This is a genomic window from Paenibacillus sp. FSL R7-277 (assembly GCF_000517965.1).
Classification (GTDB): domain Bacteria; phylum Bacillota; class Bacilli; order Paenibacillales; family Paenibacillaceae; genus Paenibacillus_AQ; species Paenibacillus_AQ silagei.
Map to the genome: position 1 here is coordinate 147,131 of NZ_ASPX01000054.1, position 12,614 is coordinate 159,744.

Annotated in this window: 11 protein-coding genes; 10 read left to right on the forward strand and 1 reads right to left on the reverse strand. The window is 53.6% G+C overall.

Annotated elements, in window-relative coordinates; translation table 11 throughout:
• The first annotated feature begins 87 nt into the window (after positions 1-87).
• From C173_RS16900 to C173_RS16910, 3 genes are read left to right on the forward strand one after another with little or no spacing between them, the layout of a single operon-like run.
• On the forward strand, positions 88-447 hold the full coding sequence (locus C173_RS16900) for a VOC family protein (RefSeq protein ID WP_036726607.1): 360 nt from the start codon (positions 88-90) through the stop codon (positions 445-447).
• A gap of 60 nt (positions 448-507) precedes the next feature.
• On the forward strand, positions 508-969 hold the full coding sequence (locus C173_RS16905; RefSeq protein WP_036726608.1) for a GNAT family N-acetyltransferase: 462 nt from the start codon (positions 508-510) through the stop codon (positions 967-969).
• Complete coding sequence (locus C173_RS16910; RefSeq protein ID WP_036726610.1) at positions 966-1,472, forward strand: GNAT family N-acetyltransferase; 507 nt, start codon at positions 966-968, stop codon at positions 1,470-1,472. Before C173_RS16905 ends, C173_RS16910 begins: the two co-directional genes overlap by 4 nt.
• Positions 1,473-2,113: 641 nt before the next feature.
• On the opposite strand, the gene C173_RS16915 is transcribed toward C173_RS16910, so the two are convergent.
• The gene (locus C173_RS16915; RefSeq protein ID WP_036726611.1) at positions 2,114-3,436 is read right to left on the reverse strand and encodes a hemolysin family protein; all 1,323 of its coding nucleotides are present in this window, start codon (positions 3,434-3,436) and stop codon (positions 2,114-2,116) included.
• A 115-nt stretch (positions 3,437-3,551) separates the two neighbouring features.
• Here C173_RS16915 and C173_RS16920 point away from each other — a divergent pair, with 115 nt between their 5' ends.
• The 7 genes from C173_RS16920 to C173_RS16950 all read left to right on the forward strand — a co-directional run bounded on the left by C173_RS16920 (position 3,552) and on the right by C173_RS16950 (position 12,433).
• The gene (locus C173_RS16920) at positions 3,552-4,319 is read left to right on the forward strand and encodes a DUF1836 domain-containing protein (protein WP_036726613.1); all 768 of its coding nucleotides are present in this window, start codon (positions 3,552-3,554) and stop codon (positions 4,317-4,319) included.
• Between the two features lie 82 nt (positions 4,320-4,401).
• The gene (locus C173_RS16925) at positions 4,402-5,619 is read left to right on the forward strand and encodes an MFS transporter (RefSeq protein WP_036726620.1); all 1,218 of its coding nucleotides are present in this window, start codon (positions 4,402-4,404) and stop codon (positions 5,617-5,619) included.
• A gap of 187 nt (positions 5,620-5,806) precedes the next feature.
• Complete coding sequence (locus tag C173_RS16930; protein WP_036726621.1) at positions 5,807-7,150, forward strand: ABC transporter substrate-binding protein; 1,344 nt, start codon at positions 5,807-5,809, stop codon at positions 7,148-7,150.
• A gap of 61 nt (positions 7,151-7,211) precedes the next feature.
• A complete protein-coding gene (locus C173_RS16935; RefSeq protein ID WP_036726648.1) occupies positions 7,212-8,120 on the forward strand; it encodes a carbohydrate ABC transporter permease in 909 nt (302 codons plus the stop codon).
• Between the two features lie 3 nt (positions 8,121-8,123).
• The gene (locus tag C173_RS16940) at positions 8,124-8,972 is read left to right on the forward strand and encodes a carbohydrate ABC transporter permease (protein WP_051478112.1); all 849 of its coding nucleotides are present in this window, start codon (positions 8,124-8,126) and stop codon (positions 8,970-8,972) included.
• Positions 8,973-9,002: 30 nt separating this feature from the next.
• Positions 9,003-10,817, forward strand: a complete 1,815-nt coding sequence (locus C173_RS16945; protein ID WP_036726622.1) for a sensor histidine kinase — start codon at positions 9,003-9,005, stop codon at positions 10,815-10,817.
• Positions 10,814-12,433 (forward strand): response regulator, encoded by a 1,620-nt coding sequence (locus C173_RS16950; protein WP_036726623.1) that lies wholly within the window; start codon positions 10,814-10,816, stop codon positions 12,431-12,433. Before C173_RS16945 ends, C173_RS16950 begins: the two co-directional genes overlap by 4 nt.
• Positions 12,434-12,614 lie beyond the last annotated feature (181 nt).

Sequence of the window (12,614 nt, forward strand, 5' to 3'; positions counted from 1 at the left end):
AACAGGCAGGAAATTGACATATTTTATCGAAATCATTAAAGGCTGTAGGATTCAACAACTTGCACTCTATGAGGAGGCTATACTGCTGTGACAAGTCCGATACGCAATCAGATTGGTGCTGTCTTCATCCCGGTTAGTGATATCGAAAGGTCCAAGAACTGGTATTGCAGTCTGCTCGGACTGCCGCTTGAAGGCGAAGTATTATTCGGGCATCTGTATGAGGTGCCGATGCAGGGGCCGGGGATTGTACTGGACAGCAAAATATTCACAGCCGAAGCCGTGCTGAAGGTGCCGTCCTTCCATCTGCTTACCGACGACATTGATGCCGCTTATGATTATGTCAAAGCCAGCGGAGCTGAGATCCTTACCGATATAGAGAATGACCATTGGTTTAACTTCAAGGACCCGGACGGAAACGTGTTAATGATCTGCCGTTATATCAGTTAATTAATGAGATTAATTATAAAGGTTAATCTCATTAATTATTGTACAAGAGGAGGATTATAGATGATAAGAGAAGCACGGGCGGAGGACGCTGCCGGCATAGAGGGCTTATACCGGATTCTGCTGCCGGATTCCAGCGATATTCATGTGTCCCCCCAAAGAATAAGTCAAATTGCCGATAATCCGGACAGTCTGCTGTTTGTCTATGTAGAGGGCGGGGAAGTTGCCGGCACGGTTCATCTGCATCTGTGTATGGATGCGCTTAGCGGTGACCGTCCGTTCGCAGTGATAGAGCGTTTTGTCATCATCGAGGAGCTGCGAGGCAAGGGAATAGGAGCCTCCATGCTGCGGTTCGCAGAAGAGGCTGCCGCAGCCAGAGGTGCACTTAAGGTGATGCTGTCAAGCAAGAGCATCCGTAAGGATGCTCACCGGTTCTATGAGCGTCTGGGGTACGACGGAGAGGGAAGCAAGCTTTTCAAAAAATACATATCGCTTCAACCTACAGGAGGAACTGAACGGAAATGAACGTAACCCTAAGGGAGCTCATCCCGAAAGATGCCGCTGCGCTCTTGTGCCTGCAACACAGGCTGGATCAGGAGACCTCCTACATGATGTTTGCTCCAGGGGAGAGACGGACGGGTATTCCTCAGGTGGAGGAGAGAATTGCAGACTACACTAAGGCGGAAACCTCACTCTTGATCGGTGCCGAAGCAGACGGTGAGCTTGCAGGATATCTCTCTGTCGAAGGCGGAACCTTCAGCCGCAACAAACACAGTGCCTATATTGTTATAGGCATTCTTAAGGCTTATCAGGGCATGGGAATCGGCAGCGGATTATTCCGTGAGATGGAATTGTGGGTCAAACGCAGCGGCATCATGCGACTGGAGCTTACCGTGATGCAGCATAATGAACAGGCGGTTGCGCTGTATAAGAAGCAGGGCTTTGAGATTGAGGGCTTGAAGAGAAAGTCGCTGCTGGTGGATGGACAATGGGTGGACGAATATTATATGGGTAAGATCTATAATTAATTGCATTAACTATATGGATAGATAGCCTACACGAACAAAATCACCCTGTGGGTGAATTGCGGGTGAATGATGTAAGAAGTTATGCGGTCCACACAACTCATCTGGTCAGACCGTCCTTCCCCATCCGCCAACTTCAAGAGGCATCCGGTGAATTCAGGGGCAGGAGTACCCCTCATTTGCTTACTATGAGATGTACCCGTTCCAAGCACCTTTGCGTTAGCACATTGTATTTGGTTTTTCGATTACATTTGGTCCACGCGGCGCTCCCAGTCCAATTGTGTTTGGTTTTTCGATTACATTTGGCTTACGTGGCGCCCCCGGTCCAATTGTAATCGGTTTTTCGATTACATTCGGCCTACGTGGCGCCCCCGATCCAAATGTAATCGGTTTTTCGATTACATTCGGCTTACGCGGCGCCCCCGATCCAAATGTAATCGGTTTTTCGATTACATTCGGCCTACGTGGCGCCCCCGGTCCAAATGTAATCGGTTTTTCGATTACATTTGGCCTACGTGGCGCCCCCGATCTCTGTGCCTCCCTTATCCACAAAAGAAAGAAACTATGATTTCCTAAATAAGAGCAAAGGCGCTCCCCGATAACTCACGGGAAGCGCCTTTTCCTTTACAGCATATCTATAAGACTTACTCGTGGTGTGCATCTGATTCTTCGGTGACCGGAAGATCGATCAGGATCTCCACCTTGCGGATACGGTGGCGGTTCATCTCGCGGACCGTCAGGGTGACATGCTCGTAGGTGAGGCTTTTGCCGACAGCCGGCTCTTCCATATGGCTGTACAGCCATCCGCCGATTGTGGTGACTTCTTCATCATGGAAATCAAGTCCGGTAAGATCCTTGACCTCCAGCAGGGAGACATTGCCGTCGAACAGATAATGAGTGTCGCTCAGCTTCTCCACATTTCTGCGCTCATCCTCGTCGAACTCATCGCGGATCTCACCAACGATCTCCTCCAGAATATCCTCAATCGTAATCAGACCGGAGGTGCCGCCGTATTCATCCAGCAGCAGGGCGATATGCACGCGCTCCTTCTGCATACGGGTCAGGAGGGTCTTTACTGGCGTAACCTCCGATACTGTCACCAGAGGCAGGATCAGGCTTTTGAAATCGAAATCAGGATTATTGTCGTATTGCAGGTAGAGCTGCTTGGTATTAATCATGCCAATGATATTGTCTTTGCTGCCGTCAGCTACAGGGAAGCGGGTATACTGCTCCTTGCGGATAATTTCAAAATTCTCCTGCAGCGAATGATCGGTGAACAGGCATACCATATCTGTCCGGGGAACCATAATTTCCTTGGCGAGCATCTCATCAAAGGTGAAAATCCGGTTAACATAACCATATTCCGCTTTGTTGATTTTGCCGCTCTCATAGCTCTCGGACAAGATCAGGCGAATCTCGTCTTCACTGTGCGCGTCGCCGTGTTCACTGGCAGGCTTCATGCCGAACATACGGACGAGCAGGTTGGCGGAACCGTTCATGAACCAAATCAAAGGGTACAATATTCTGTAGAACCAAATAATCAGCGGTGCGGTAATCTGACCAATTTTCTCCGGAATATTAATAGCGGCGGTCTTCGGTGCAAGCTCTCCGACCACGACGTGGAGGAAGGTGGCGATAATGAAGGCCAAAGCAAAAGCAATGGGCTTACTAACGTTGTGACTCACACCAGCCAGATCAAACAGTGGAATGAGCAGCTGCTCAAAGGCAGGCTCTGCCAATGCCCCGATCCCGAGTGCAGTAATCGTTATACCGAGCTGACAGGCGGACAGATATCCGTCCAGGTTAGCGGCTACCCGCTGTACTGCCAGTGCGTTCTTCTTGCCGTCCAGCACCATTTGGCTGACCTGGCTGCCCCGTAATCTCACTACTGCAAACTCCGTCGCTACAAAAAATGCGGTTAAAATAATCAAAATTGCCACGAGCGTCAAACTAAGTCCTATACCCATATAATCTTTACCATCCCTTTCGTCCCTAAAATAGGTTATACTCATATTATGAGTTCATATGAACCTATTGTACGAACTTTTCAGTGAAATATCAAATGGTGGAGGGTTGCCAGCTATGGAAGCTTTTACACTTAGCCGGATAGAGATGTCCGGACTATTACTGTCTCTAGGGCCCAACTCGGAGCGGAAGCCGCTCCATATTCTGCAGGAAGCCTGGACCAAGTTCCACCGCGACGAGGTGCGGGAGGGGACAAGCCTGCCCGCTTTTCTGTCTACGGATATCCCCCCGATTCTGCAAAAGCTGATCAAAGGCGGCGGCGTCAAAGGGCTGTCCCTGGGTGAAATTGCTTCGCTTGGCGGTCTGATTGAGTATTCCACTTTATCCGTCTCTGCTATGCAGAATTGGGTGAAGCGCGATTTCAAGGAATATCTCGGGTCCCCGCGTGAAGGGAAGAAGTACTCCATTAATCAGGCGGCCATTCTATTTATAATAGATGATCTGAAGGCGGCGCTTGATTTCGAGAGCATCAGGCAGCTCTTTCGTATGCTGTTCCTGGCGCCTGAGCGCGATGACGATGATCTGGTAGAGCCGGCACAGCTGTATCACGGGTATGCTGAGCTGTTCGAGGAGATCAAGACCCGTTCCCCGGTGCCGGCTGAGGGGCAGGCTCTGACCGGAAATCCCAAGGAATACCTGTGGAAATCGGACAGCGGAATCAAGTCGGCCATGGACAAAATGATGAAGCGGCTCAGCCACCTGAGCAGAGGGCAGCGGGATGCGGTGCAGAATATGCTGCTGATCGCTGCGATTTCGGTGCAGACCTGTTATTTTCAGGCGATGGCCCGGCAATATTTCAATGCCGTGTTATTCCTTGATTTTTGAATCATCCGCTTCTAGAATGTGTAAGTGATACTAGTCAGGAACTATTGGATTAGCGGGAATCAGGGGAGAGGGGCCTTAAGTCATGTGGAATCAAATGTCGCTGCTGCAGAATCCGAAGCAGCGGAAGCTGCTCTTCAGTGCAGGTCTAAGCTGGATGTTCGACGCGATGGATGTAGGGATGATCTCGTTCGTCGTGGCTGCACTAGCCAAGGAATGGTCGCTGGGGCCGGAAAAGATCGGCTATTTAACCAGTATTAACTCGGTAGGGATGGCGGTCGGTGCAGCCGCAGCCGGAATTATGGCGGACCGCTTCGGCCGCAAATCGGTGCTGCTCTGGACGCTGCTGATCTTCTCGATTGCAAGCGGACTGTCGGCCTTCGCCGCAGGTTATGCCGTATTATGTGTGCTGCGCTTCATTGCCGGCTTCGGGCTGGGCGGAGAGCTGCCGGTGGCTTCTACGCTGGTATCCGAGAGCATGCCGGTTAAGGAAAGAGGCCGTGCTGTTGTGCTGCTGGAGAGCTTCTGGGCGGTGGGCTGGATTCTGTCGGCGCTGATTGCTTACTTCGTCATTCCGGATTACGGCTGGCGGATCGCCTTCGCCATTGGTGCGGTACCGGCGCTATATGCGCTCTATCTGCGCAGGGCGATCGATGACTCCCCGAAGTTCGCGGAGATCAAGAAAGCACCTCCAGTGCCTTTGAAGAAGCGTATAGCGGCAGTCTGGTCAGCAGAGCACCGGCGTTCGACCATCATGCTGTGGATTCTGTGGTTCACCGTGGTGTTCTCTTATTATGGAATGTTTCTGTGGCTGCCGACGGTGATGGTGCTGAAGGGCTTCAGTCTGGTCAAAAGCTTCGAGTATGTGCTGATCATGACACTCGCCCAGTTGCCGGGGTACTTCACCGCCGCTTATTTCATCGAGAAATACGGCCGCAAGTTCGTACTGGTCATCTACCTGCTGTTGACAGCCGTTAGCGCTGCCTGGTTCGGCAATTCAACGACCGAGGGGATGCTGATGGCTGCCGGGATTTGCCTGTCGTTCTTCAACCTGGGAGCGTGGGGCGGGATGTACGCCTACACACCTGAGTTGTATCCGACTAAGATCCGTTCTACAGGTGCCGGACTCGCCACCTCCTTTGGACGGATTGGAGGCATTATTGCCCCAACGCTGGTCGGCCTGTTGGTTGGCAAGGCGGTTGGGATCGGCTCCATCTTCATGATCTTCTTCGTCACGATTGTAATCGGCGCTCTGGCGGTGCTGTTCCTGGGAAAGGAAACGAAGGGACTGGAGCTAGAGTAGACTGCTTACGGAACAGATTTATACTTAAAAGAACTAACCAGGGCTAACAGGCCAGCCGGAAGATTCCGGCTGGCTTTTGTCTTACTTATTTGATATAACCCCTTACTTTTCTGGATTTACCCTATGCAGGGCGTTCCGTATAATCATTAATGTAACCGCTTACTTCACAAATTTGAGGAGGCAACAGATGACAATCAAGGGGACCAAAGGACTTGTACTTCTTCTAAGCTCAATACTGCTGATGACTACGGCTGCATGCTCATCCGGCGGATCGAATGCACCGGACGGAGCCAAGGCTTCTTCCAAGACAGAGGGTTCGGCACCTGCAATCGAGCTGCGTATGACCTGGTGGGGCTCGCAGACACGCCACGATCTGACCACCAAGATGATCAAGCGCTTCGAGGAGAAGAATCCGGGCATCACGATTAAGCCGGAATATTCCGGCTGGGACGGCTATTTCGATAAGCTGTCTACTCAGGTAGCAGGCTCGAATGCTCCGGATATCATTCAGATGGACTATGCGTTCCTGTCCGATTACGCCAAGCGCGGCACCTTGCTTGACCTGACGCCTTATACCCAGGATGGAACGCTGCGGACGGAGGACCATGACAGCAGCATGCTCTCGGCAGGAAGCATTGACGGCAAATTGTACGCCGTTACGCTTGGAGTGAACGCTCCCGGCGTTGTCTATAATGCTTCCGTGTTTCAGGAGTTGGGAATTGCGGAGCCGCAGGAGTCATGGACGTGGAAGGATTTTGCGGAGATGGCGAATGCAATTGCTAAGAAGAAGGGCGACGGCTACTATGGGACGCCGGATATTTCGGGCACTACGAACATCTTCGAGGTATTCGTGCGCCAGAACGGGAGCGGCCTGTTCGAAGGGAATAAGCTGGGTGTCTCCCGGGAGGTCATCGATGAATGGTTCAATTACTGGCAGGGGCTGCGGGACAGCGGCGGCGCTACAACGGCAGAGGTAACTGCCGCGATGACGAATGCTCTGGAGACCCGGCCGCTGTCCGTTGGCCAGTCTGCCCTTGATTTTGCCTGGTCCAACCAGCTGATTACCTATCAGAATGTGCTGAAGGATCAGAGCCAGAAGCTGAAGATGCAGGTGATTCCGCATATGGAAGGGGAGCAGAAGATCGGCGAATATCTGAAGCCCGGCCAGTTCATCTCCGGGAATGCCAAGACCAAGTATCCCAAGGAGGTAGCGAAGCTGATTGACTTCATGGTCAATGACCCGGAAGGCACCGCTATTCTGGGGGCTGAACGGGGAGTACCGGTCAATTCCGCAGTGCGGGAGCAGCTGAAGCCGTCGCTTACTGCCGAGGAGCAGTTAATCTTTGATTTTATCGATGTGGTCTCAAAGCATTCCAGTGATATTGACCCGCCTTACCCGCAGGGCTTCTCGGAGATTGATAAGAACTTCAAGAGCGCCAGCGAGCAGATCTCCTTCGGCCAGGCCGGCATTCCGCAGGTAAGCGAGCAGTTCATCTCCGGTGCTAACGCCATACTGGACAAGGCCAAATAAATACAGAGGAGCGAGAGAGCCATTGAGTGCAGATCTGATGACAGTAGATAGACCAGCAGGCATGAAGCGGCGTAAAACAAAGCTGCGCTACAATCAGAACGGGATTGCCCTCCTGTTCCTGTCGCCCTGGCTGCTGGGGCTGGTGTGCCTGACCCTGGGGCCGATGGCGGCCTCACTCTATTTTTCTTTTACAGATTACAGTATTCTGGAGAGCTCCAGATGGATCGGACTGGATAATTTCACAACGATGCTCACTGCAGATCCGTTATTTATCCAATCGCTTAAGGTGACGTTTATCTTCGTATTCGTATCGGTGCCGCTGAAGCTGATGTTTGCCCTGGCGGTCGCCCTGCTTCTTAACAAAGGAATACGGGGCCTCGGCATCTATCGGACGGTCTACTACATCCCTACGCTGCTTGGAGGCAGTGTCGCTATTGCGATGCTGTGGCGCAAGATGCTCGGCGGCGACGGGCTGCTGAATCAGCTGTTGGCCATGGTGGGGATACAGGCGCCTGACTGGGTATCGAATCCCAAATACTCGCTGTATTCGCTGATCCTGCTGTCGGTATGGCAATTCGGCTCGTCGATGATCATCTTCCTGTCCGGGCTGAAGCAGGTGCCGCCGGAATATTATGACGCCTCTTCGGTGGACGGTGCAGGCAAGGTAGGGCAATTCCTGCATATTACGCTGCCGGTGCTGTCTCCAGTTATCTTTTTCAATGTCATCATGCAGACGATCACCGCCTTCCAGTCGTTCACCCAAGCGTTCATTATCAGTAACGGCAGCGGGGGACCGGTGAATTCCACCCTGATGTATTCCCTGTACCTGTACAAGAAGGGCTTTTCCTTCTTCCAGATGGGCTACGCCTCGGCGATGGCCTGGGTGCTGGTGCTGCTGATCGGGATATTCACACTCCTGCTATTCGGCAGCAGCAAGCTGTGGGTGCATTATGAAGATGGGGGGAAATAAGCTATGAATACAGGCAGCGCATCGAAAAGTGCCATATGGTTCAAGCACTTCATCATCTGTCTGATCGCCTTTGTCATGCTGTACCCGGTGCTGTGGCTAGTAGGCAGCTCGTTCAAGCCGGCGAATATGATTTTCTCGGAAATCTGGTTCTGGCCCCGGCAGTGGAATTTCCATAATTATGTCAGCGGCTGGTTCGGGTTCCAGGGCAGCTCCTTCGCCCAGTTCCTGCAGAACTCGGCTCTGGTCTCTCTGGGGGCCGTGCTCGGTAATGTGATCACCTGCTCCATGGCGGCTTATGCGTTCGCGCGGCTGAATTTCCGGTTCAAGGCACTGGGCTTCGCGCTGATGCTGATGACGATTATGCTCCCGCTGCATGTGACCCTTATCCCGCGTTATATCCTTTTCAACAGCCTGGGCTGGGTGAACACCTTCGCGCCGCTTATTCTGCCCAAGTGGATGGCGACGGACGGCTTCTTTATCTTCCTGACGGTACAGTTCATCCGCGGCTTGCCGAAGGAGTTGGACGAAGCGGCAACGATTGACGGCTGCGGCCCGGTGCAAATCTTCAGCCGGATTATTATTCCGCTGGCGCTGCCTGCGCTGATCACGACGATGATTTTCACCTTTATGTGGACCTGGGATGATTTCTTCAGCCAGCTCATCTTCCTTAGCGATATCGGGAAATACACCGTACCGCTCGGGCTGCGGCTGTTCCTGGACTCCAGCTCGCAGTCGGATTGGGGCCCGATGTTCGCCATGTCGGTGCTGTCGCTGGTGCCGTGCTTCATACTCTTTATCACGCTGCAAAAGTATTTCGTGGAAGGAATTGCGACATCCGGCCTGAAAGGATAGAATCTTGGGAAAAGCATAGGGATGGGGCAAATGCAAAAAAGAATGCTCGGCACCTGGCTGCTGCGGATCAGGCGGAGCAAGCTCTCCACGCTGATGGCGGCCAGTATTATTACGTTCAATCTGATCTTTCTCGGGTTCATAGTCCTGCTGGCGTACCGGACCTTCTCGGACGTAACCTTCAGCGAGATCAGCACCACCAGGCTTGCCCTGCTGAATGAGAGCACGAAGCGCGGCTTCGACTTCATGACCAATGTATCAGGCACCGCCTACTCTATTGCCGCGAACAAGAACGTTATTGAGGGGCTGGAGACTACGCCTGGCTCCAAGTATCAGATGATCTCCAGGAGGCGGGAGATTACGGAGATTCTCCAGCATTCGCTGGTGCTGAACGAAGGGGTAAGCTCGATTGAGATTTACAGTGATTTGTTCAGCGGGGTGCCGCAAAGCTCCACGGACCTTGTTTTTCCGGTCTCTTCGATTAGGAACGAGAGCTGGTATCCCCAGCTGAAGCAGGCGGATTCGCTCTGGGTTCCTCTGGAGGGCAGCGGCGGCGAAGACGAGCCTTATCTGATCGGCCATATCCAGCATCTGTTCGGAAATGAAGGCAAAACGATCGGCTACCTCTATATCCGGCTGTCCGCAGACGATATCCTGAAGCAGTTCAAGGATATTCCGGCTGTGCTGGACGGCCAGATTCATCTGGTGGATACAAGCGGTAATCTTCTGCTGCTGGTGAACAAGGAGGAAGGCTCTGCCGGCAAAACTGTACTGGATGCGGATTGGCTCTACCAGCATACGTATGAGGGCAATGAAGGCTATGAGCTGCTGAACAAGGACGGACAGTCCTATCTCGTCCTGTTCTCCAGACCGAGCACCATCTCCTGGCGGTTAGTCCAGGTCATCCCGACGCGTGAGCTGCTGCAGGAGGTTCGGAAGGCGGACAGGCAGGTGATCGGGATCGGACTGCTTTGCCTGCTCCTGTCGGCGCTGCTGGCGTACTTCTTCATCCGCAATATGATCCGTCCGGTACGCAGGCTGATTCAGGAGATGCGGAAGCTGGAGCGCGGAGATTTTCGGGCTAGTATGAGTGAGTCGCTGACGGAGGAATACACGCAGATGTCTTACGGCTTCAACCACATGGTGAACCGGCTGCAGGAGCTGGTGCAGAGCGAGCGGGAAGCAAGCGCCGCGAAGCGGGAGGCTCAGGCAGGGCTGCTGGAGGCTCAGATCAAGCCGCATTTCCTGTACAACACCCTGGATATGATTCACTGGAAGGCGATGGATTACGACGCCCAGGATATCAGCTACATGATTACCCAGCTTGGCAAAATGCTGCGCATTGGCCTCAGCGGCGGCAGAATGCTCATTCGTCTGCGCGATGAGCTGGAGCATGCGCGGTGTTATGTCAGCATTCAGCAGGAACGGCTGCCGATTGCCATTGAGTATACGGAGTCGATTGCGGACCCGGCGGTCCGGAGTTATTTCATTCCGAAGGTCATTCTCCAGCCGCTGATCGAGAATTCAATTATTCATGGCAGCCGGGAGCCTGGCTCCGGCCCTTTGCAGATTCATCTGGAGGTCAGGGAGGTTAAGGAGCCGGGAAGCCAGCCTTACCTGCAAATCACGCTGCTGGATAACGGCCGGGGCTTGGTGGAAGGCTGGTCGATGGAGCAGGTGAGCGGCATCGGCACCCGGAATGTGATGAGCCGGATTCAGTTGTACTGCGGGGAACCGTACGGACTATACTTGGCCAACCGGCCGGAGAGAGGGGTTGCGGCTATGATTACGCTGCCAGTCATTGAGACGGAGGAGCAGCTGGAGCGGCTGCTGCGCGATCAGCTATGAGCCGCTCTATACTGCTGGTGGATGACGACCCGCATATTCTGAAAGCCCTTACGAGACATGTAGGCTGGGAGAAGCTGGGCCTCACTCTGGCTGGAACAGCGGTCAACGGCCATGAAGCGCTGGAGCTGTTCCGCAGATTCTCCCCCGATCTGGTGATGACCGATGTCTATATGCCGGGCATGGGCGGACTGGAGCTTACAGAGGCGCTGAGGGAGCTGGCACCGGAGCTGCCGGTTATTATCCTGAGCGGCTACGAGGAATTCGAGAATGCCCGGCAGGCGATGCGCTGGGGCGTCAGCCATTTCCTGCTGAAGCCGGCCAGGGTAGACGAGATCGAAGCGGTGCTCCGCGCTGTGCTGCTGGATCTGGATGCCGGAGAGCAGAAGAAGCGGCTGGAGGAGCGCTATCAGCAGGAAATCGGCCGCACGCTTCCTTTTCTGCGGGAACGCCTGCTTATGGAGCTGCTGACCACCCGCTACAGCGCGGAGGAGTGCTCTGAGGAGCGGCTCGGATATCTGCAGATTACCCGTCCGCAGCGGCTGGCGGCGGCCAGCATCCAGCTGAACCGGCCTTCGCCGCTGCATAAGCTGAAGGAGCGCGAATGGCAGCTGCTGCGCTTCGGAGCGGGCAATATCTGCCGGGAGACACTCCAGCACAAGCTTGCCGGACATCCCTCTGTGCAAGGTCATGTGCTGGACTATTCCGACGATCTGCTGGTGGTGCTGCTGCTGGACCGTGAGGCGGGAGAACCAATCCCGGTTCTGAAGGAAGTAGTGCAGGAGACGATGGATAAGATCCGAAATTACATTCAGCTTCAGACCTATGCCGGTATTGGTTCGGTCAAATCTGCCATCCATGAACTGATCGATTCTTATCTTGAGAGCAGAGAGGCGCTTGCTTCCGCGGAGTTTCAGGAGACCAGTCCCATCTACGCCTATGAGCCGTGCAAAAGCACCAACCCGTGGACGCTGGAGGACTATTCCCGGCTGCTCCAGGAGTGGAATGAGGTGCTGCTGTGCAGGGATTCCTCAAAAGTATGGGAGACCTGGGAGATCATCTTCGGCAGGCTCCGGCAGGAGGATCAGAATAATATTCAGGATATACAGACGGTGTGTGTCGGGCTGTTCACTACGCTGATGTATTACTGGAATGCCTGCTGCCCGGGCCGCACTCCCCCTATGAGCATGTCCGAATTCCTGCAGGCGGTGACGGGATACTATACCTGGAGAAGCTTGACGGAGTGGATGGGGCAGATTATTCCGGCATTCCTGAACGCAGCGTTCACCGAGATGAATGTCAAGAAGAACCGTCTGGTAGAGAGCGTCAAAAGCTATGTGGAAGCCCACTACACCCAGGAGATCAGCTTCATGGGCCTCGCGCAGGAGCTGCATGTGCATCCGAAATATCTAAGCCAGCTGTTCAAACGGATCAGCGGTGAGAATTTCGTCAGCTACCTGAATCAGTACCGGGTGGACCGGGCCATCGAATTCCTGCAATCCGGCCAGCATATGGTGTATGAGATCAGTGAAATGGTCGGCTTCAACAACCCCGCCTATTTCAGTCAGGTGTTCAAGATGATTACCGGGCGCAGCCCGAGTGATTATCTGAAGGGGTAACTCTCCGCTATTGCAGCCCGCAGGGTGAGTATAGTATATTCTTATGGAGACACAAACGAACGTTCTCATTGCCCGGCAGGTAACATCAAGTTGCGGTGCGGTGACAGACGCTCTCATCCAAGATCTTGAGGAGTCAGTCTCTCAAGGTCTTTTTATTGATTTATGGCGGGATGCTGGAGGG

Bases quoted from the DNA above. Each gene is read 5' to 3' on its own strand.
- C173_RS16945 (WP_036726622.1), top strand. From the start codon at position 9,003: ATGCAAAAAAGAATGCTCGGCACCTGGCTGCTGCGGATCAGGCGGAGC.
- C173_RS16905 (WP_036726608.1), top strand. From the start codon at position 508: ATGATAAGAGAAGCACGGGCGGAGGACGCTGCCGGCATAGAGGGCTTA.
- C173_RS16940 (WP_051478112.1), top strand. From the start codon at position 8,124: ATGAATACAGGCAGCGCATCGAAAAGTGCCATATGGTTCAAGCACTTC.
- C173_RS16925 (WP_036726620.1), top strand. From the start codon at position 4,402: ATGTGGAATCAAATGTCGCTGCTGCAGAATCCGAAGCAGCGGAAGCTG.
- C173_RS16950 (WP_036726623.1), top strand. From the start codon at position 10,814: ATGAGCCGCTCTATACTGCTGGTGGATGACGACCCGCATATTCTGAAA.
- C173_RS16910 (WP_036726610.1), top strand. From the start codon at position 966: ATGAACGTAACCCTAAGGGAGCTCATCCCGAAAGATGCCGCTGCGCTC.
- C173_RS16915 (WP_036726611.1), bottom strand. From the start codon at position 3,436: ATGGGTATAGGACTTAGTTTGACGCTCGTGGCAATTTTGATTATTTTA.
- C173_RS16935 (WP_036726648.1), top strand. From the start codon at position 7,212: ATGAAGCGGCGTAAAACAAAGCTGCGCTACAATCAGAACGGGATTGCC.
- C173_RS16920 (WP_036726613.1), top strand. From the start codon at position 3,552: ATGGAAGCTTTTACACTTAGCCGGATAGAGATGTCCGGACTATTACTG.
- C173_RS16930 (WP_036726621.1), top strand. From the start codon at position 5,807: ATGACAATCAAGGGGACCAAAGGACTTGTACTTCTTCTAAGCTCAATA.